General features: G+C 52.8%; 15 protein-coding genes. 12 read left to right on the plus strand and 3 right to left on the minus strand.

The window, feature by feature from the left end; genetic code table 11:
- The first annotated feature begins 182 nt into the window (after positions 1 to 182).
- From B0I18_RS09455 to B0I18_RS09500, 10 genes are all read left to right on the plus strand, one after another.
- Positions 183 to 1979: a cytochrome c peroxidase gene (locus B0I18_RS09455; protein ID WP_146146707.1), complete on the plus strand. Its 1797-nt coding sequence runs from the start codon at positions 183 to 185 to the stop codon at positions 1977 to 1979.
- 35 nt (positions 1980 to 2014) lie between these two features.
- Positions 2015 to 6712, plus strand: a complete 4698-nt coding sequence (locus tag B0I18_RS09460; RefSeq protein WP_106522438.1) for a LamG-like jellyroll fold domain-containing protein — start codon at positions 2015 to 2017, stop codon at positions 6710 to 6712.
- 327 nt (positions 6713 to 7039) lie between these two features.
- Entirely contained in the window at positions 7040 to 7441 is a 402-nt protein-coding gene (locus tag B0I18_RS09465) for an HYC_CC_PP family protein (RefSeq protein ID WP_106522439.1), read from the plus strand.
- Positions 7442 to 7608: 167 nt separating this feature from the next.
- Positions 7609 to 8403, plus strand: a complete 795-nt coding sequence (locus B0I18_RS09470) for a T9SS type A sorting domain-containing protein (protein WP_181358404.1) — start codon at positions 7609 to 7611, stop codon at positions 8401 to 8403.
- A complete protein-coding gene (locus B0I18_RS09475) occupies positions 8390 to 9073 on the plus strand; it encodes a hypothetical protein (RefSeq protein ID WP_106522441.1) in 684 nt (227 codons plus the stop codon). The genes B0I18_RS09470 and B0I18_RS09475 overlap by 14 nt, the downstream gene beginning before the upstream one ends.
- A 4-nt stretch (positions 9074 to 9077) precedes the next feature.
- Positions 9078 to 10802 carry a multicopper oxidase domain-containing protein gene (locus B0I18_RS09480; protein ID WP_106522442.1) on the plus strand — a complete coding sequence of 575 codons (1725 nt, stop codon included), beginning with the start codon at positions 9078 to 9080 and terminating at the stop codon, positions 10800 to 10802.
- Between the two features lie 73 nt (positions 10803 to 10875).
- Complete coding sequence (locus B0I18_RS09485; protein WP_106522443.1) at positions 10876 to 11469, plus strand: helix-turn-helix domain-containing protein; 594 nt, start codon at positions 10876 to 10878, stop codon at positions 11467 to 11469.
- A 73-nt stretch (positions 11470 to 11542) separates the two neighbouring features.
- Positions 11543 to 13963 (plus strand): heavy metal translocating P-type ATPase, encoded by a 2421-nt coding sequence (locus B0I18_RS09490; protein ID WP_106522444.1) that lies wholly within the window; start codon positions 11543 to 11545, stop codon positions 13961 to 13963.
- 76 nt (positions 13964 to 14039) lie between these two features.
- Positions 14040 to 14258 carry a heavy-metal-associated domain-containing protein gene (locus tag B0I18_RS09495; protein WP_106522445.1) on the plus strand — a complete coding sequence of 73 codons (219 nt, stop codon included), beginning with the start codon at positions 14040 to 14042 and terminating at the stop codon, positions 14256 to 14258.
- A 15-nt stretch (positions 14259 to 14273) separates the two neighbouring features.
- Positions 14274 to 14888: a DUF3347 domain-containing protein gene (locus tag B0I18_RS09500; protein WP_106522446.1), complete on the plus strand. Its 615-nt coding sequence runs from the start codon at positions 14274 to 14276 to the stop codon at positions 14886 to 14888.
- Between the two features lie 106 nt (positions 14889 to 14994).
- On the opposite strand, the gene B0I18_RS09505 is transcribed toward B0I18_RS09500, so the two are convergent.
- Positions 14995 to 15507 carry a PPC domain-containing DNA-binding protein gene (locus B0I18_RS09505; RefSeq protein ID WP_106522447.1) on the minus strand — a complete coding sequence of 171 codons (513 nt, stop codon included), beginning with the start codon at positions 15505 to 15507 and terminating at the stop codon, positions 14995 to 14997.
- A 110-nt stretch (positions 15508 to 15617) separates the two neighbouring features.
- On the opposite strand from B0I18_RS09505, the gene B0I18_RS09510 reads away from it, so the two are divergent.
- Positions 15618 to 16082: a DUF4251 domain-containing protein gene (locus B0I18_RS09510; RefSeq protein WP_106522448.1), complete on the plus strand. Its 465-nt coding sequence runs from the start codon at positions 15618 to 15620 to the stop codon at positions 16080 to 16082.
- 59 nt (positions 16083 to 16141) lie between these two features.
- Here the strand turns inward: B0I18_RS09510 and B0I18_RS09515 are convergent, their stop codons facing one another.
- Together B0I18_RS09515 and B0I18_RS09520 are read right to left on the minus strand one after the other, a co-directional pair.
- Complete coding sequence (locus B0I18_RS09515) at positions 16142 to 16561, minus strand: arsenate reductase ArsC (RefSeq protein WP_106522449.1); 420 nt, start codon at positions 16559 to 16561, stop codon at positions 16142 to 16144.
- A 100-nt stretch (positions 16562 to 16661) separates the two neighbouring features.
- Positions 16662 to 17117: a DUF6428 family protein gene (locus B0I18_RS09520; RefSeq protein WP_106522450.1), complete on the minus strand. Its 456-nt coding sequence runs from the start codon at positions 17115 to 17117 to the stop codon at positions 16662 to 16664.
- Positions 17118 to 17724: 607 nt separating this feature from the next.
- On the opposite strand from B0I18_RS09520, the gene B0I18_RS09530 reads away from it, so the two are divergent.
- Positions 17725 to 20205: a PKD domain-containing protein gene (locus tag B0I18_RS09530; RefSeq protein WP_181358405.1), complete on the plus strand. Its 2481-nt coding sequence runs from the start codon at positions 17725 to 17727 to the stop codon at positions 20203 to 20205.
- Positions 20206 to 20212 lie beyond the last annotated feature (7 nt).

Here is a 20212-nt window from a genome sequence, read left to right on the forward strand (position 1 = left end):
CAAAATGAAACCGTTAAACCAATATACCTGTAAACTTCCGGGGGCCTGTCGCAGTTCAGCCTGTTATGATAGCAACCGGGTACTGAGGTTATAGTTTTCCAGTCTTCCTTTTCCGTTGTATTTATTGTTTAATTCAAAATGTGTTGCCCGGATCTGCCCGGGCGGGACCTGCTATTGCCCCGATGATCCGAAAATCTGTAAGGACTTTCCTGTTGATATGGTTACCTGTTGTGCTGATTGCCTTCCGTTCGCTGGCGCCGGATGACCGTGAAGGCGCCGACCGGGTACTCCTGTTGTACGACCGCGACCTGCAGGCGCTGGAACAGGCCTTGTTGCACTTCGAGGCTGATCTCGGCACTACCGATACCCTGAGTTGGTTTATGGACTTCCGGGCCTGCCGTACAGCTTACAAACGTATCGAATACCTGGTGGGGTACCAGTTCCCCTTGATCGCCCAACGGATAAATGGCCCTGCCTTACCCGAGGTAGAAGCCGCCGATTTTCATGAAACCGGCCAGCCTACCGGTTTTCAGGTGCTCGAAGAAGATCTTTTCAGTCCCGGCGTACTGCGACGGGCGCCTGCTTTACAAAAAGAAATCAAACATCTTATCGCTTATACCCGTATCCTTAAACAACAGCAGGGTACTTTCCCTTTTACCGCTCCGCTTATCTACGATGCTTTGCGGCTTAATCTTTACACCCTGGCGGCCAAGGGGCTTTCCGGTTTCGACAGCCCGGTAGCGTTCCAGTCGCTGGAAGAAGCGGTAACTACGCTTGAGACTACCGAAGCGGTGCTCAACGCCCTGGGACCGGTAGATGCTGCGTTCCGCGTACAGCTGCAATACGGCCGTTCGCTGTTGCTGGCGCCGGGCGTAACATTCGACAACTTCGACCGGGCTTCGTTTTTTCGCAGGGTATACCAGCCCCTGCTTAGCGCCTTATACCGGCAGCAACAACAACAGCATATCGCTTCCCCACAGGTATTGCGGGCTGTAAAGACCGATGCAGAGAGCTTCCTGGCCCCTGCTGCATACGACCCTGTTTTCTTTGCCCCGCCGGGTACAAGACCTGCTACCCCGGCCCTGGTAGCCCTGGGAAATGCCCTGTTTGCCGACAATACGATGTCGCGTGGCGGCCGTTCCTGCAAAAGTTGTCATGCACCCGGCAAGGCTTTTACCGATGGCTTAAAAGTAAACCGCTCCCTGCAGCGCGACGAAGGCTTGATGCGCAATACGCCATCGCTCAGTTATGCAGCCCTGCAACCCGCGCTCTTTTACGATGTGCGGGTCGACTTCCTCGAACAGCAGGCGCATGATGTGCTGTTCAATAAGGCTGAAATGGATGCCGCCCTGGAACAGGCCATAACCGGGTTTAAAAAAAATAAGACCATGCGTAAGGCTTTTGCAGCCGCATTTCCACGGCATCCCGATCCGTTCCGGCAAGAGCATATTATACAGGCGCTGGCTGCTTACCAGCGTTCCCTGCCTCGGTTTAGTGCGCCTTTCGACCGGTATATGGCCGGCGATAGCCTGGCCATGAGCAAACAGCAGGTGGCGGGTTTCAATCTGTTTATGGGTAAAGCCAAATGCGGCACCTGTCATTTTATGCCTTTGTTCAACGGTGCGGTGCCGCCCTTTTACGACCGTATCGATTCGGAGATTCTGGGCGTGCCCGGAGCTAAGGATACCCTGAATGCCTTTGTGGATAAAGATTTGGGCGCTTACAACCATTTTAAGAATGCGATCAAAAAATATGCTTTTAAAACGCCGACCGTCAGGAATGCCGCCCTTACCGCACCTTATATGCACAACGGCGTATATGATAGCCTTGAGGAGGTGATCGATTTTTATAACCGTGGCGGCGGCGCCGGTATCGGTATTACGCTGCGTAACCAAACCCTGCCGGCCGATGCCCTGCAGCTCGATGCAACAGAGCAGCGGGCCCTGGTTGCCTTTATCCATGCCCTTTCGGATCAATAAATAAATACCTCTTTTTTTAACCTAAAACAAAACAGATGAATCAACGCTTTACAACACTGATTTTCCTGGTGTTCCTGCTTTTCGCAAAGCAAACGGTGAGCAGGGCGCAAAGCCTGCCGGGCGACTCGCTCGCTTTCGGCCCCATGTTCAGCGCGGTATACCACGACTCGGTGCGGGTATGGGTACTTACCAAAAATGGAACAGGGTCGGGCGACGTGCTCAGCCTCGAGCTCACAGCAGCCGGTGGCGGTATACCGCTTACCGGCACAGCCTACAACTCGGATACCCGTATCGGGTACAACCTCCGTTCTTATCTCTATACCGGTCTTACACCAGGGCAGGACTACTATGCCCGCGTTAAAAAGAATGGTACTACCGTATTGCGTACTTCCCTGGTACGTAACGGCGCAGCAACAGTGAGCGATTTCGAATTCCTGGCGGGAGGCTGTGGCCGTATCTATGATACGAGCAGGTGTATCGACCGGCCCGAATCGATGACACATACCAATGGTACGCCGAATATCTATAAGTACATGGCCGGCGAGAACAGCGATATGATGGTCTGGTTGGGCGATGCCACTTACCTGCTTGGGCTCGAACACACGATGGGCGTAGTTTGCCCGGGTGCAGTAAACGATTGGGATAATATGGATGCGCTTTTTGCACGTTACTATTTCTATCGCGGCTTCCATGATTCGCTGTTGCGCGCAATGCCCCAGCTGGCGATCCCGGATAACCACGATCTCGGCGGCAATGAGTTCAATAAGAACATGCCGACACTGGGCATTGCCAAAGATAACTTCCGCAACTGGTGGCCCAACCCGCAATACCTGACCAATACACAGGGTTCGGGGCTTTACTCCTCTTATCGTTATAAGGATGTGGAGTTTTTCCTGCTCGATAACCGCAGTTACCGCGAGAGCACGACCAAACACCTGGGTACCGAACAGCTGGCCTGGCTGAAACAAGCCCTGCTCAACTCTACCGCTACTTTTAAAGTATTGATATCCGGCACGCCTTCGTTTAACAAGGCCTGGGGTGGCAGGAACTTTAGCATCACCGCAGAATGCGATACGCTGCTCCGCTTTATCAAGACCAACAATATCAACGGTGTGTTGTGTTACAGCGCCGATATCCACGCCCAGGAGTTTTATGGCAAATACAACGATCATACTTATCCTTTCTTTGATGTGATCTCCGGCAACCTGGCTTCCGATATCGGTAACTCGACCAGTATCAACCGCAACAACGACGCCATGTTCTCTTCCAACATGCAGACCTATATGCGCACGAACATTTACGGGGCACCCGGCAACAGGCGGTACAAGATCGAATATGTATCGCCGCAGGGTGTTATCTTTTTCAGTTCTATCATCCACGAGGATATGCTGAAGAGTATCGATGACAGTACGAAGAAACTGGCTTTGTCTTTCAGCGCTGCTCTTACCGACTCTTCGGCCTATGGCCGCGTACCTGTAGCTACAGGCATCACTTATGTAAACGACCGTAAAGAAACGGCGGCAGCTGCTGCATCGTTTAACGGTACGGCTTCCGTGTCGGTACCTTATGCAGCCGAACTCGATATGAAGGACCGTACCTTCAGTATTGCTTACTGGGCCAGGCCGGCACAGTTTGCAGCGACCGGTTATAGTGCCGTACTTTCCAACAGTACCGGCAGCAACGGTTTCAGCCTGGGCTTCGACGATGCGGGTCACCCTGTATTTGTAAACCATGCCAACGGCAATACCTATGCCGCACCTCTCAAAGTAAATGCCGGGCATTGGAGCCATATGGTGTGGAAATATGATAACGTAAAAATGCAGCTGACGCTGTATGTAAACGGGCAGCAGGTACAGCGCTGGACCGGTGTGGCTACCCCGGAAGCAGCTACAGGAGCTATTTTGCTGGGTAACAATATCCAGGATAAAGGTTATAAGGGCGCCCTGGACGAAGTAAAGATCTATGGTAAACTGATCCAGGATAAACTGGTCCAGGAACTGGGCGAATATGTGCCGCACCGTGGCGAAGCCATCAAACTTACCGGTTCGCAAAGCATGTATATTCCTTCGGCTACGATCAACCCGGTTTTTGCAGGCGCCTTTACCGTTGAGTTCTGGTCCCGCTTTACGGGCAGCGTAGCAGGCCCGGTAGTATCTACTCATGGCCGTATCAATAACCAGACCACGGGTTGGGATATCGAGTTTACCAACAACAAACCCAATGTGGTATTTGGTAACAACAGCACATCGGGCTGGCTCAAGATCAACGAAGCTGGCTTCCCCTGGCAGGTGAACGAATGGAACCATATTGCGATGACGGCCGTACCCGGCGACTCGCTGTACCTTTATGTAAACGGCGATAAGGTAGGTAGCGTGAAATATACCAGCTATTACGCCAATACCTTCAACTTCGGCCTGGGCAAGAGCTCCTACTACAATAGTGTAGCCCAGGTGGAGATGGATGAACTGCGTATCTGGAATGTACCGCAAAACAAAGACAGCATCAATAAACGGATGCACTATAAACTCAGCGGTACGGAAAATAATCTCGCCTTTTATTACGACTTCAGCCCGCATACCGATACTTCGATCATCAGCAAAGGCAGCACTGCCACGGTATTGCAGTTAAATGGTGCACAGCTCCTGGAGTCCTCTGCACCCGTTGTCGATATCCGCCCCGAATACCGCAGTCCCGCAGCCGGTAGCTGGAGTATCCGCAGGAAGGGTAGCGCAGGTTTAACGGTAAGCGATCCCATTACGATCCTCAACAGCAACCTGGTAGCCGGGCATAAAAATGCGAGTACGATCGCCACGGTACCCGGCAGCACGGGAGTACATTACCTGCAAGGCGGCTGGCAGATCGATGCGCTTAATATGCCGGTGGTCAACCTGAAGCTGGCTTTGAACGAATGCCTGCCGGCTTATGATTCCATCAGTCATATCGCTTCGGAGTATTACCTGCTCAAGGAAGATGGTCCCGGGATGGAAGTGGCCGCAACCGGTTATTTCGACGGTAATAACCTGTCCTTTATGAATGTATTTGTAGATACCGGTGTATACTATATAGGCTGGAAGCCCGATACGGCCGCTGTACTGTTCGACCGCGGCGGGGTATTGTCGATGCAGGGCGCCCAGGAGGTGTATGTACCTTCGGCAGCCGTGAACAGTGCTATGGCTGCAGGCTTTACTGTAGAGCTCTGGGGCAGGCTGATGCAGGATCCGCCGAATAATGCCAAACTGATCGGCAAATCGGCCAATACCGGCGGCTCCAGCGGTTTCGAGCTCGAGTTCCTTAGCAATAATGCGATACAGGCCACCTTCGGTAACAATACCGGCGGCTGGAATTCCATAGCATCGGACAAACCCTGGAATATCGGCGAATGGAACCACGTAGCCATTACCGGCAATGCCGGCGGCACGCTGAAGTTATACCTGAATGGTAACCTCGTGGGGTCTAAACCGTTTACCGCTTTTTATCCCAATACCAATGCACTGGCCCTGGGTAAGAACATCGCCAACCAGAACCCGACCATTGCCATGATCGATGAGCTGCGGATCTGGAACAAGGAAAAAACAGAAGCAGAAATCCGCAACCAGATGCACTTGTCCGCAACACCGGACACCGGTCTGAAATTCAACTATACCTTTAACCAGGCCGATAATGGTAAAGCGATCAACTTTGCCACGGTGCAGGACAGTATCCCGATGCTGAATGCCCGTATTATACCGGCTACATCGCCGGTGGGCCGTATCGACCAGCCGCAGCAGTTTGCCGTAAACGGTAGCTGGAGCGTGCGGGATTCGGCCAATGGCGGCCTGTACATCGCCGTATCTATCCCGGATTACGATGCCAACCTGATTGTGGGTAAAGACAGTACAAGCGGTAACGATACTTTGTTTGCCGTGCCTGCCGGTATTAAACTCCGTAAGCTCTGGCAGCTCGATCCGCTTAAGGTGGCTGCCGGCGCCTTTACATTCGATGGTCCTTCGGTATTCGGCGCCTCCTGGCCCGATGTTAAGGACGATGCACTGGAATTCTACCTGTTAAAGAAAAATGCCACGAATGATATGGTGATCGAAGCGGTAGGTACCGAAGCCAATGATAAGGTAAGCTTCCCCGGCATCAATATCGGTTATGGTTTGTATACCCTGGGCTGGCAGAGCGAAGACGGTATTGTATTGCCGCTTACCTGGGGCTATGTGCGTGCCGCGGTACGCGATGCCGCTTCTAATATCGTAGAATGGCAAACCCTGCAGGAACAACAGGTAAAACAATTCGAGATCGAACGTGCGGAGAACGGCCGCGACTTCAGCCTGGTAGGCCAGGTGGCAGCAGCCGGTAACAGCGGCAAGCCCCTTGCTTACAGTTATGTCGATGCGGCGATCCGTACTTCGGTACCCGCTTACTATTACCGGGTCCGCCAGACGGATATCGACGGCCGCTTCTCGTATTCGCCCGTGGTGCGGGTATCCCGCAAGGAGCAGGAACAGTTCAATATCGGGCTGGCGCCTAACCCCGGTGCGAGCGAGCTGATGACCATCAGCCTGAAAGACGGTACGGAAGGCCTCTATGCCTTGCAACTTTCTGATGTAGCAGGTAAAACGGTATGGTATGGCGAACTCCAGCTGAGCAGCAAGCCGGTACGCTTCCTGCCAACCCTGGCCAAAGGGGTTTACTTCCTGACGGCACAAAACCAGGGACGAACAGAGACCCGCAAAATTGTAGTACGTTAATACCGTAGTAAAACTGCTTTTATCGATGAGGGGTAGTCCGCAGGGCTACCCCTTGTCGTATACAGGCGGGTCGCAACGGTAAAAAATACCAGGGCCCCGCTTTGGGTAAATCGTTAATTAATGTGAAAATATAAGACAATGTCCTGAATCTTTAATTTTTGTATTAAGGGCTGTATGCTTTTCCTGTTGCGGATTTGGGCCGCTTTTTGAGGGACAGGTGCCGGTAGTTTTTTCAGCCTATGGTGTTGGAGGGGATAGGGTTATGCTCCGCTGGCGCGCTACGACGAATCAAATAAAATTATATCTTGCAATAACTTTTGTCCCGTTTTGAAAAAGTTCGTTGCCGTCATATTGATCGTTTTGCTGGCTGCCAATGTAAGCGGCGCCACGCTTTCTTACCATTTCTGCGGTAAGATCCTGCAGCGTTTTGCCCTGGATCTGCAGAAGCAGCAAACGGGTTGCTGCTGCAGTAAAATGGAGCAGAAAAAAGAAAAACGTTGTTGCAAGACCAAACATTGCAAGGTTACGGTCGACGAAAGCAAATCACTGGCCAAACAATTATCTTTCTCCAAAACCTTTATGGCCGATGCTGTGCTTACAGCGCCGGTACAGGTAGTGGTACAGCAGGTACCCCTGCCGGAGCCCCGCTACAGGGTGCCTCCCGCACATGCCCCGCCTTCGGGGAGCCCGGTGCCTTTGCACATTCTCTACCAGCAATTCCTGATTTGATTTAGCGCTTTATTGTCATCCCGCAGGCCTTAGCCTGGGGGCTTTACTGTTTATGCCCGTATCTCCGGGTATAGCTCCTTGTACCCATCCGGTTACCGGCGCTGAGCAGCATGCAAAATCGTTTGCAGACTTATACTAATCAAAATCATCCCCAAAAAATATTCAAAATGTCTACTCTTATCAGGATAGCCGCTGCAGCATTGCTGGCGGTAAGCACCTTGTCTGCCACCGCGCAGACCACTGCCCTTAATTTCAATACGACCGATTGTAACGGTAATGCCGCCAATCTTTTTGCCGACCTCGATGCCGGTAAAGCCGTCGTGCTCTTTTATTTTATGCCTAATTGCGGCAGCTGCCCGCCACCGGCGCAGAAGATACAGGCCATGGCCAACCGTATCAATGCCACCTATCCCGGCAAAGTAAAAGCCTATGCCTTCCCGTTCAACAATACCACCGGTTGTACCTATACCAAAACCTGGGTAACCTCCAATAATCTGTCGTTGTATGCGCCCGTAGACAGCGGCGCCAGCGCCGTTGCGCATTATGGCGGCTTCGGTATGCCTACTGTCGTACTGGTGGGTGGCAGCAACCACCGCGTTATGTTCTCCACACTCAGTTTCAATACCAGCGATACCACGATTATGCGCGACAGTATCCTGGCCCTGATCGGTGCGCCCACCGGTTTGCAGGAGGTAGCGGGCAACGTAAGCAGTATAAAACTGTACCCTAACCCGGCATCGGAGTCGACTACCATCAATGTGGCCCTGAAAGCACAGGGTAGCCTGGTAATCGATGTGGTAGATATGGCAGGCCGCAGGGTGGCGCTGATCAGCGAAGACAAAACCGCTACAGGTATCATTAAGCACACCTTCAATACCAGCAGGCTGGCCAGTGGCAGTTATACCGTAAGGATCAATGCCGATGGCAGGATCCTCAACCGCAAACTCCATGTGGTACATTAGCAGCAACAGGAGGAGCGTCCTATGGGCGATCCTCCTGCTGTTTACCGTACGGTATGCCGCCGCGCAAAGTTATGAGCACCAACCGGGCGATACGCTCCGGGGGCAGGCCGCATTCAATGATATCAGCGTATTCAATATCATCCAGGTGCATCCCGGCCAGGATACCCTGCACTTCCGCTGGCAGCGGCATAGCGTTGCGATGCCGCCGGGCTGGACGGCCAGTATCTGCGATAACGGCAACTGTTATACCGAACTGCGCGACAGCGGTCGGATGGCGCCTATCGTACCCGGAGATAATGGCCTGATGAGCCTGCATCTCGATCCGGGATCGACACCCGGAACAGGCGTGATCCGGTATATCCTCGAAGAGGAAAACAGCGGACGCTCCGATACCCTTACCTGGATCATCAGTGCGGGTACCGGCACCGCTGTACAGGACCCGGTCCTGCCCGATCCCCTGGTTTATGTAACAGACCGGCAACTGGTTGCGCTCCGGCTTGACGGGCGCTACAGGGCAGCGGCCCTCTACAGTGCCGATGGCCGTTTGCTCGCGTTCGTACCCCTTGCCGGCGACTCCTGGCGCTTGTCGCTGGCGGCTTATAGTCCGGGTGTGTTGTTGTTGAAATTATATGGAAAAAGAAATTTTATTAAGAGCGTCTTAAACTATTAACAGAATGATGTATGCCTATAGAACCCTATTAGCCCTGCTGTGCCTGTCGTACGGCGCTGCGGCGCAGAACGCTTTGTCGATCCCGCCGGTGCTTACCGGCACCACTTTTAACCTGACGGTGCAAACCGGCAGCCGGAGTTTTTATCCTTCGGTCAGCACGCCTACACTCGGTATCAATGCGGGCTGGATGGCGCCTACCATCGTGGTCAATAAGGGCGATAGCATTACCCTTAACGTGATCAATAACCTGAACCAGAAAACGACCATGCACTGGCATGGCCTGCATGTATCGCCCAAAAACGACGGCGGACCGCACCAGTCCATCAATGCGGGCGCCACCTGGAGCCCTTCGTTCAAGGTGCGGAACAATGCCGGCACCTTCTGGTACCACCCGCATGGCGCCGGGCAAACCGATCCCCAGATATCGAGGGGGCTTGCCGGTTTCTTTATTATACACGATCCGTTGGAACAGGCCCTGGCCATACCCCATAACTACGGACAGGACGATATACCCCTGGTGGTGCAGAGCAAAGCGTTCGACGAGCTCGGGCAGATCATGATCGCATCCAATATGGATACCGCGTTGTTCGTCAACGGTACGCTTCATCCTTATCTCGATGCGCCTGCCCAGGTGATCAGGCTGCGTTTGCTGAATGCGAGCAGCCTGCGGAGTTATAATTTCGGCTTATCGGGCGGGCAATCGCTATACCAGATCGCTACCGATGGTGGCCTGCTGGATACGCCGAGGACCCTTACCCGGTTATTGCTGTCGCCCGGTGAAAGAGCCGAAGTACTGATCAACCTGTCGGGTATGACGGGTAATACGCTTTACCTCCGCAGCTTTGGTTCGGAAATACCGGAAGGTGTTTACGGCGCCGCAGTGGTAGGCGCTGGCGCCGATACCATTCATGAATATGAACACAACATGCGGAATGGTGCGGATTTCGACCTGTTGCGGATCAATGTTACCGCGCCTACGGCATCGCCTGTTACCGCGATACCGGCTACGCTTGTGCCGTTGATACCCTTCGATCCTGCGCAGGCTACCCATTTCCGCAGCATCGTGCTGGATACTATACGCCTGTTGCCCGCCGATGTGCCCAATCGTGCCGACGGGCCGTTTGGCATCAATAACAAGACTTTCGATATGGATGTGATCAACGAAACCGTGCAGCTGAACACTACCGAGATATGGACCATAAAGAACCATACCCTGGTGGCACACCCCTTTCATATACATGATATCCAGTTCAATATTATCCAGGAGGGCGGTATCAACCTGCCGCCGGGCAAAATGGGCTGGAAAGATGTGGTGGTGGTCAGGCCGGGCGATAGCGTAAAGGTGCTGACCAAATTTGAAACCTTTGCCGATCCCGATGTACCTTATATGTACCACTGCCATTTGCTGCATCATGAAGATGACGGTATGATGGGTACCTTCCTCGTGGTAGATTCTACGAAAACGGGAATCCGCGACCGGGTCCCGGCCGGTCCTGCATTCCGTATCGCGCCCAACCCGGCTCATAACCAGGTGACCCTTTATCTGGAGCAGGACCTACACGAAAACAGGCAGATTACGATTACCGACCTGGCCGGCCGCCAGGTATATACCACCGGCAGCGATCGCAGTGAACTGCGTATCGATGTGTCGGGCTGGCCGAAAGGCGTTTACTTCCTGAACGTAACCGGGAAGCAGGGCAAGACCACGCGTAAAATGACCATTTGGTAACCAAATACCCGGGCGGGTGGCTGCATTGCGGCTAACCGCCCGGTTTTATACAGTAAAAACGGGAAGAAAATATATGGGTACTAAGCTGATGATAAAGAATATGGTCTGCGACCGCTGTATTATGGCAGTGCAGGCGGTATTGCAGGAGATGGGGCTGCAGGTGCGGCATATTGACCTGGGAACGGTACAGCTCTACGAAGATAACCTGGAGCCGCCCCGGATGCAGGAGCTTGCCGGGAGCCTGGAAGCACTGGGGTTTGCACTGATCGCCGATCGCAAGGCCCAGATCATCGAAGCGATCAAGGTAGGCCTCATCGGGCTTATCCATCACCGCAACGACGAAGGAAAAGTAAAGTACAGCGAGTACCTGACCCGGCTCCTGCAGCTCGACTATCCCTACCTGAGCAAAGTTTTTTCGGAACACGAAGGCATCACCATCGAACAGTATACGATCCAGCAAAAAATAGAAAAGGTAAAAGAATGGATCTCCTATGGAGAATGGAGCCTGAGCGAGATTGCCTGGCGGCTCAACTACAGCAGCACCGCGGCTTTGAGCAGCCAGTTTAAAAAAGTGACCGGTATGACACCGAGCGCTTACCGCGATTGCGGGCGCAACGGGCGCAAAACCCTCGATAAAGTGAATAAACCGGGAACAGGAATTTTATAAATCAAATCCATAATCCTGTAACCGCTCCCTGGCCCGGCGGCGTAGCTTTGTATTCTAAAAAAATACATCAGCCATGCCCGATACATTCTCACTGCCCCTTACCGATGTCGAAAGCGAACATTGTGCCCTTATCGTCGATAAAGGCCTGGATAAGGTAAAAGGCATAAAAAGCCATAAAGTAGAACTGAACAACAGACGGGCAGTGATCGGGACCGACGATCCTGAGCGCGTATTGCCTGAGGCAGTTGCTGCCATACGCGACCTGGGGTATGGCGTAGATACACTTAAGAAAACTTTCCCGGTAACGGGTATGAGCTGCGCCTCCTGTGCAGGCAGCGTAGAAAGCATGCTGGGCGCGCAACCCGGCGTGCTTAAGGCCACTGTCAACTTTGCCGACAGCACAACCCGTGTAGAGTTCGTGCCGGGCATTACAGATGCCGCAAGCCTGAGGACCGCCGTACAATCTGTGGGTTACGACCTGGTGATCGACGAAAGCGAAGAGGCCGCCGGCAACCTGGAAGCCCTGCAGCAGGAGCATGCCCGGCAGTTGCACCGGCGTACCCTGGCCGCTATCCTGTTTTCCCTGCCCCTCGTCGTGATCGGTATGTTCTTTATGAATATGCCCTATGCTAATTACATCATGTGGGCACTGGCCACGCCGGTAGTGCTCCTGTTTGGCCGCCAGTTCTTTGTCAACGCCTGGAAGCAACTGAAACACCGTTCGGCCAATATGGATACCCTGGTGGCCATGAGTACCGGTATCGCTTATATCTTCAGTGTTTTCAATACGGTATACCCGCAATTCTGGCACAACCGCGGTTTACATGCCCACGTGTACTTCGAAGCGGCTGCCGTGGTGATCGCCTTTATCCTGTTGGGTAAAATGCTGGAAGAAAAAGCAAAGAGCAATACTTCCTCCGCCATAAAAAAACTGATGGGTCTGCAGCCTGCTACGGTAACCATTATCCATGAAGGCGGGCACCAGATGGAGATCCCGGTGGCGAAAGTGAAACCCGGCGACACCCTGTTGGTTAAACCCGGCGAAAAGATTGCGGTCGACGGCAAGGTTACCGAAGGCAGTTCTTATGTAGATGAAAGCATGATTACCGGCGAACCCGTAGCCGTACTCAAAGCTGCAGGCGCTCCCGTATTTTCCGGCACGATCAACCAGAAGAGCAGTTTCCGCTTCGTGGCCGAAAAGGTAGGTGGCGACACTGTACTGGCCCGGATCATACAGGCCGTACGGGATGCACAGGGCAGCAAGGCGCCGGTACAGAAACTGGTCGATAAGATTGCCGCTGTATTTGTACCGGTGGTGATCGGTATCGCCTTACTGAGCCTCTTGTCCTGGGTTGTGCTGGGCGGCGATAACGGTCTTACACAAGGCTTGCTGGCATTTATTACGGTATTGGTGATTGCCTGTCCCTGTGCGCTGGGCCTGGCTACGCCCACCGCCATTATGGTGGGTGTGGGTAAAGGCGCAGAAAACGGTATCCTGATCAAAGATGCGGAAAGCCTGGAACTGGCTTATAAAATGGACAGCATTATCCTCGATAAAACCGGTACCATTACCGAAGGCAAACCTGCCGTAACCGGTATACGCTGGGCGCAGGATGCTGATCGCGATGTATTGGCCGGTATTCTGTATGGCCTGGAGCGGCAATCGGAACATCCCCTGGCCGAAGCGGTAAGCCGTTACCTGCAGGAACAGCAGGTGAGCGAAGCCAGCCTGAGCCAGTTCGAAAGTATTACCGGTAAAGGCGTCTCTGCGAGTTACAATGGGCAGGTATACTATGCGGGCAGCCAAAAGCTGATGACGGAACGGCAGATCACCCTACCTGCCGACCTGCAGCAGCAAGCCACCGAATGGCTGGAACGTGCGCATACCGTGATCTGGCTGGGTAGCAAGGGCAAAGCGCTGGCCGCGGTTGCGATCGCCGACAAGGTGAAGGACAGCTCTGCAGACGCGATACAAAGACTGCAGGCTATGGGCATCACGCCCTATATGCTTACCGGCGATAATGCGCATACCGCCGCTGCGGTAGCCGCCCAGACCGGAATTAAGGAGTTCCGGGCAGAGACCCTGCCTTCCGATAAAGCCGACTTTATCAAAGCATTGCAGCAACAAGGTCATATCGTAGGCATGGTGGGCGATGGTATTAACGATAGCCATGCCCTGGCGCAGGCCGATGTGAGTATTGCCATGGGCAAAGGCACGGATATCGCCATGGATGTGGCTAAAATGACCCTGATCTCTTCCGACCTGGGCAGTATTCCCAAAGCGGTATCGCTGTCGCGCCGCACGGTGCGCGTAATCCGCCAAAACCTGTTCTGGGCCTTTATTTATAACCTGGTGGGTATACCGCTTGCCGCCGGTATCCTGTATCCCTTTACCGGTTTCCTGCTCAACCCGATGATCGCGGGCGCGGCTATGGCGCTGAGCTCCGTATCGGTAGTGACGAACAGCCTGCGCCTTAAATACGCCCGGCTTTAAAATCTTGTAATTTTTTTCTCTAATTGTATAACAGCAGGGCTACCGGCTTACCGGAACTTTGCACAAACCAATAACAATGAATACGCTGAAGTTTAAGACCAATATCAATTGTAATGGTTGTATCAACGCAGTTACCCCGCACCTCGATAAAGTAGAAAAACTGGCCAGCTGGCAGGTCGATACTGCGCATGCCGATAAAATACTGACGGTAGTAAGCCCGGCCGATGGCCCGGATGCCGCTACCATAACGGCAGTTGTCGAAAAGGCAGGATTTAAGATCAGTACGCTGGAATAATCTGAAATAGGAACTATGACCCACCCGAAGGAACAAAATACTGTTTTGCGCATCTTGCCCCTGCTGGCAGCGGCACTGCTCTTGTGGAGCTGTAATGCCGGCAATGGTGTCCCCTCCGGTCCGCAAACCGCGACCTGGGCCGATACCAGTGCAGCCAGGTTGTTACATCCGCTGGCCGTGAAGCCCCAGGCGCAAATTACCCGCGTTACCGGGCAGGCCTATGCTGTATACCTTAAGATCGGTGATGCGCTGGTGCGTGATAACCAGGAGGCGGCAGCCGGTGCTGCGGACCAATTGCTGGCCCTGCCTGCATTGAGCGCTACCGATACGGCAACCGCCACCCAGGTGCAGTTGTATAACAGTTATGTACGGGCTATAGGAAAAGCCGCAGCGGATATCGCAAAAGGCGATCTAAAACAACAACGCATAGCCTTTGGCGCCTTATCGGGCGATATGTTCGAACTGGTAAAATTTTTTGGCAGTGATAAACCGGTATACCAGGTCCATTGTCCCATGGCCTTCGACGACCTGGGCGGCAGTTGGCTGAGCGACCGGGCCGTTATCCGCAATCCCTATTATGGCAGCGATATGCTGGAATGCGGCGATATCGTCGCCATTATAAGACCTTAAAATAAAATCAGGGTTAAGCACAGGCAAAGACTGCGACTGCAGGCTTTGCCTGTGCCTGTTTGTACGGGTACGGTAACCCGGGAGCAGGTTTGATGTGATCATCTGCTTAATCGGCGCCCAACTGCAGTACATTGGCCCCCGGCGGATTTTCTATATGGCGCTGCAGGAGCTTATCATGGACCGTAACCAAAATTTCTACAGATCCTGTACTTACAATAGCTTCCAGGATATGGCCGCCGCTGGCCCGGAAGGTTTCGTCCGTAGCCACGCCATGCGCATGGATGCTTACCTCGTTGCCCTGCCAGGCTATAGAGCCGTTCATGCTGGCCAGTTCTACATTTTTAAAGGTTCTGGGCGTATATTGTTTGGTCTTGAAGTTAAAAAAGCCAAACGTAATATCCACGAAGCCGATAGCGCTGAAGGAGGCCGAGGGCAATTGCTCTTGTTGGGCCAGCGCTTTAAGCCGCTCCAGCACCGATGCGCCCTGGCGCAGTACTACCAGGTAACCCGTGGGTACCTTTATATATTCCGGTGTATTGGGCGAGGGTGTCGCCTGTGCTGCGGCGGGTGCGGTACGCAGCAGGGCCAGCGTTGCAGCCAGTAGAATCAGGGTTTTCATAACCTGTTGGTCTGTTGAGCTGATATAACAGCAACACTAAATATTTGTTGTTAACAAGTTTTGAAGAACTTTAGCGGGTCGCGACTGTATGCAATAGCAAATGTTTTTTTATGAAACGTTATTGGCTGTTATGCCTGCTGCTGCTTGTGTCGTATACGCCTTCCCCTGCCCGGCAGGCGGCTGTACGGCCCGCCCGGACCTATACTTTCGTACCCGAAACGGTCTTTCCCATGGGGAGCAGGCCTATGCGCGTTACGGCTACATTCCAGCTTGTTATCACGCGCGATAAGGTAACGAGTTACCTGCCTTATTTCGGTAGCGCCGATGCGCCTGCCTATGGGAACAATAATGGTCCCGGTGATTTTACTTTGCTTCAATTCGACTATTCAGAAGAGCCGGGTAAAAAAGGCGCTACGATCATTCGTATTACTCCCCGCGACAAGGGCGATGTGCGCCGGATCGAAATGACTTATTTCCCCGGCAGTGCTTATGCCGATGTCAGTCTTATCTTCAACCGGCGACAAAGCATCCGTTACCGCGGGCAGGTAACGGTATCCGGTACAGCAGGCCGTTGACCGGGTTGGTATAAAAGTAATAAGAGGAAAAGCCTGCCGGTACCGGCAGGCTTTTCCTCTTAAGCGTGTAGCTGATCCTTTATAAATTGCCGGCAATATTCTTTAACCTGATCCCTGACCTGGCGGAACTGCTGGAGAATAGCTGGTTCCGTACCGGTGGCCCGGGCCGGGTCCGGGAAGTTATGATGAAACTTCTGTGCCTTCCCGGGGAAAATGGGACAATGTTCCTGCGCATGATCGCATACCGTGATCACGAAGTCGAAGTCATGCTGAGCGTAGGTATCGACCGTATCGGAACTGTGCCGGCTGATGTCGATCCCGTCTTCCTGCATAACGGTTACAGCCCGTGGATTAAGGCCATGGGCTTCGATGCCGGCGCTGTATACCAGGATGCGCTCCGGGGCAAAATAGCGTAGATAAGCTTCAGCCATCTGGCTGCGGCAACTGTTGCCGGTACAGAGTACGAGTATTTTTTTCATAAGGTTTAATTGATAAGCCAGATTAAATGGATAAAGTAAAACTTGGGGCCGAAACGATAATCAGGAATCGTTTCCGGTACCCGGTGCCGGCATAGCCTGCTCATGAGCAGCAACTACTACCGGGTGTACAACTATTGGGGCCGGTACCGGCGGTTGGGGCGGGTATGCCGCAGCGATCCCGGGCCAGGCATGCCGTAGCTTTGTTGCGCAGCACAAAGTGGTCGCCCTCGCAGGCCAGGTCGTACCTGCCGATGGTGGCCTGCTGGTATTCCACTTCTACGGGCAGGTCGTCGCTGATACCCAGTTGCGCTTCCGACAGGGTTATGATGTGCAGCAGTTTGCCCGGCTTCAGCCGGTGTTCATAGTCGTCTGCATCCCAAAGCTGGAAGTTGACCACCTTTTCGGTTCTTAAGGTACCGCCGCAGTCGATAAACCGTTTTTCGATCAGGCCTACTTCCGTTACATGGAAGTGTTCGGGTACGGTATCCCCGTTTTCTAACCGGAATGCTACGGTGCTGAGTTGGGGCAGCAGTGTTTTAATGGCTGATAACAGCATGTTTTTTGTTTTATTTATATATTGCAATATTACGATTAACTAAGCTAAAAAAATGCGGGACAGCATTTCCCGGTGCGCACATCTTCGGTAAAAAAAGCCGGAGCTCCCTCCATAATTCGACCATACCTTTTCGTCGATACCAGGACCTGGTAGTTTCAGGATCGTGGGCAGTTGGTTCTGCTCCGGGGTAAATATTTCACTTAGGGTTAGTCCCTTGGCGCTTTATTTAATCGCAATATTACGATTGAATAGTGTGCGGACCAAATTTTTTTACCGGACCAGGGCGTAAATGAGCGGATGCAAACCGCTTGTCCATTTGGATTTCGAACAAAACAAATTGAAACAGAGTGGGGTAGGCTGGCGGATACAGCGGCCGGGGATGTACTGGCGAAAATAATCTTTGTTATTGCGGCAGGGCCTTTTCGTAAAGAAAAACCCCGATCTGAAATATTTTTTTTGGTTAACGGACTTAAATATGTTTTTTAACTATTATTTTAGCTGACGACCTAACCATCTGTTTATTTTACCGGTCTTGTTATTTACCAGACCTTATAAACACATTGTACTGATCAATTATCCGTTCCTTTTAAATGATTAAATGAGCTACATGAGCAGAAACCTTACCTCTTTATCTTTCTTTTTACGAACCTTAATCTGCTGTGCTTTCCTGGGGAGCTTCGGGGAAAAAGCCTTTGCCCAATACCCTGTTTGCGACAGCATGGTTTACTTTATCAGCGGCGGCTCGATCTACAATCTCAATACTTACCTGCCTATTTCGGCCACTAACCCGGTTTTAAACACCTTTCCGCCTCCCGGTGGTATATCGCTGGCCGTAAGCACCAATCTTAATTCGTCTACGGGGCCTTCGCCCACCTTTTACGCGGTGATCGGCGCCAATTATTATTATTATGACGGTACTACCTGGGTCAACACCGGTCATACATCCGGTTCGGTAGATATCGGTGCGGGTGGCGGTTATATTTATGGCAAAACCGGCGCAGATATCTACCGTTACGACGGTACGGGTAATGCGACGATTATCGCTACCTTGCCATCGGCCGTAAACGTTTACGATATCGCCGCGGATTGCGAAGGCAATTTCTATGTGCTCGATCTGGCCGGCACGGCCGTTTTACGGAAATACAGTCCTACGGGTACCCTGATGTATACCTGGACCGTTACCGGAGGCCCGGCGGGTGCGATCTGTTTTTCGCTCTCCGGCAATCAATTGCTGGTAGGCAGTACACCGGTATATTCCGGTGTGGTGGATCCGGCTTCTACGACCATTGCATTGACTGCATTGGGTAATATCCCGGTTGCGATCGACTTTGGCGGTTGCCCGTTCATGTACTCACCCCAGGTAACCGATACCTTATACCAATGTTCTGCAACGCAGTCTTTTACCGTAACGGCCGGTGGCAAACCGCCTTACTCCGCAGCCATATTGAACGGTAGCGCTGCCATAACCGGCACCGGTCCTAATTTTACCGTAACGCCTACCGGTCTTACCCGCGTGGTGCTGAGTTCTACCTCATCGGGTTGCGGCAGCGGGCCCATTACTACAGATACCTTCCTGATGGTGCCGCCGCCGGCTATCGACGCCGGTGTCAGCGATACCCTGTTCGGATGCGGCTTATATGCCGACACCCTGCATGGCATACTGACCAACGGCCAGCCCTGGGTTACGTACCAATACGCCTGGAGCCCGGCCACATCCATCTCTTCGGGGGCCACAACGCTTAACCCGGTAATCAACCCGACAGCCAACACGATGTATCATCTGAAGATGACCACCAGTGCGACCCAGGGCAATTGCCAGTATACCGATTCCGTATTCGTACCTATTTCCAATAAGACGATCAACCCCGACTTTACTTATCGCATGATCTACGGCTGTGATTTCGACAGCGTAGCCTTCCATAGTACAACGCCGCTTGCCGATAACTGGGAATGGGATTTCGGCGATGGACAAACATCGACGCTGGAGAGCCCCGTGCACCGCTACGACCAGCAAAACAGCTATACCGTACGTCTTTTTGCTTCGAATCCCTATTGTGCCGATAGCATCCAGAAACCCATCAGTACGAGCCATCCGCTGGATGCCACATTTACCGTAAGTGCCGATACCATATGCCTGGGCACAGCGGTACAGTTTACCGGTACCTCTACGGTATTCTTAAAACCGGCTACCTGCTCCTGGAATTTCGGCGATGGCAATACCTCGGCCAATTGTAACCCCTCACATACCTTTACCACACCGGGTGTTTATAACGTACAACTGGTTATTGCCGACAGTATCTCCTGTCGCGACACGGCCTACCGCGTCATTACGGTAGACAGCGTGCCGGCACTGGATATCGAGCTCGACCGTCATGCGTTGTGTATCGGCGACCAGGTAAATGTAAAAGCCCGGTATACCCGCCAGGGCCTGGTTGCACTCAACTGGGACTTCGGTGACCAGAGCGGCACCCGTAATATTGCGGCTACCTCCCATTCCTATGACCGGCAAGGTGTTTATTATATTTCGGCCGGCGTTGTGTACAGGGTTTGTCCGGAGGTTATAAAACAGGACTCCGTAGTCGTGCATACGCCGCCGGATGTATATATCGGGCCGGATACCACGCTTTGCCTGCAGGGCAGCCCGTTATTCCTGAGCAACCAGACCGGCGCCGCGGGACAATACCTGTGGAGTACCGGCGATACTACACGGATCCTGAAAGTTACCCACGACGGTACTTATAGCCTTACCGTGCGTAATGAATTCGATTGTACCGGTACCGACGAGATGATCGTCCGTAAAGACTGTTATACCGATGTGCCCAACTCCTTTACGCCTAATGGCGATGGTGTAAACGATTATTTCTACCCCAGGCAGTTGCTTGCACAGGGCGTATCCTCTTTTACCATGAATGTATTTAACCGTTGGGGACAAAGTGTGTTCCAGACTGCAGTTGCCGACGGTCGTGGCTGGGATGGTAAGTTCAATGATAAGGAACAACCCGCAGGGGTATACATTTACCAGATCAAGGTCATCTTTAAGAATGGCAGATCTGAGCATTACGATGGGAATGTAACGCTGCTACGCTGACATCAGC

This window comes from Taibaiella chishuiensis, from assembly GCF_003014535.1.
Lineage (GTDB): Bacteria > Bacteroidota > Bacteroidia > Chitinophagales > Chitinophagaceae > Taibaiella > Taibaiella chishuiensis.

Bases quoted from the DNA above. Each gene is read 5' to 3' on its own strand.
- B0I18_RS09480 (WP_106522442.1), top strand. From the start codon at position 9,078: ATGATGTATGCCTATAGAACCCTATTAGCCCTGCTGTGCCTGTCGTAC.
- B0I18_RS09485 (WP_106522443.1), top strand. From the start codon at position 10,876: ATGGGTACTAAGCTGATGATAAAGAATATGGTCTGCGACCGCTGTATT.
- B0I18_RS09490 (WP_106522444.1), top strand. From the start codon at position 11,543: ATGCCCGATACATTCTCACTGCCCCTTACCGATGTCGAAAGCGAACAT.
- B0I18_RS09520 (WP_106522450.1), bottom strand. From the start codon at position 17,117: ATGCTGTTATCAGCCATTAAAACACTGCTGCCCCAACTCAGCACCGTA.
- B0I18_RS09495 (WP_106522445.1), top strand. From the start codon at position 14,040: ATGAATACGCTGAAGTTTAAGACCAATATCAATTGTAATGGTTGTATC.
- B0I18_RS09455 (WP_146146707.1), top strand. From the start codon at position 183: ATGATCCGAAAATCTGTAAGGACTTTCCTGTTGATATGGTTACCTGTT.
- B0I18_RS09515 (WP_106522449.1), bottom strand. From the start codon at position 16,561: ATGAAAAAAATACTCGTACTCTGTACCGGCAACAGTTGCCGCAGCCAG.
- B0I18_RS09460 (WP_106522438.1), top strand. From the start codon at position 2,015: ATGAATCAACGCTTTACAACACTGATTTTCCTGGTGTTCCTGCTTTTC.
- B0I18_RS09510 (WP_106522448.1), top strand. From the start codon at position 15,618: ATGAAACGTTATTGGCTGTTATGCCTGCTGCTGCTTGTGTCGTATACG.
- B0I18_RS09530 (WP_181358405.1), top strand. From the start codon at position 17,725: ATGAGCAGAAACCTTACCTCTTTATCTTTCTTTTTACGAACCTTAATC.
- B0I18_RS09505 (WP_106522447.1), bottom strand. From the start codon at position 15,507: ATGAAAACCCTGATTCTACTGGCTGCAACGCTGGCCCTGCTGCGTACC.
- B0I18_RS09475 (WP_106522441.1), top strand. From the start codon at position 8,390: ATGTGGTACATTAGCAGCAACAGGAGGAGCGTCCTATGGGCGATCCTC.
- B0I18_RS09470 (WP_181358404.1), top strand. From the start codon at position 7,609: ATGTCTACTCTTATCAGGATAGCCGCTGCAGCATTGCTGGCGGTAAGC.
- B0I18_RS09500 (WP_106522446.1), top strand. From the start codon at position 14,274: ATGACCCACCCGAAGGAACAAAATACTGTTTTGCGCATCTTGCCCCTG.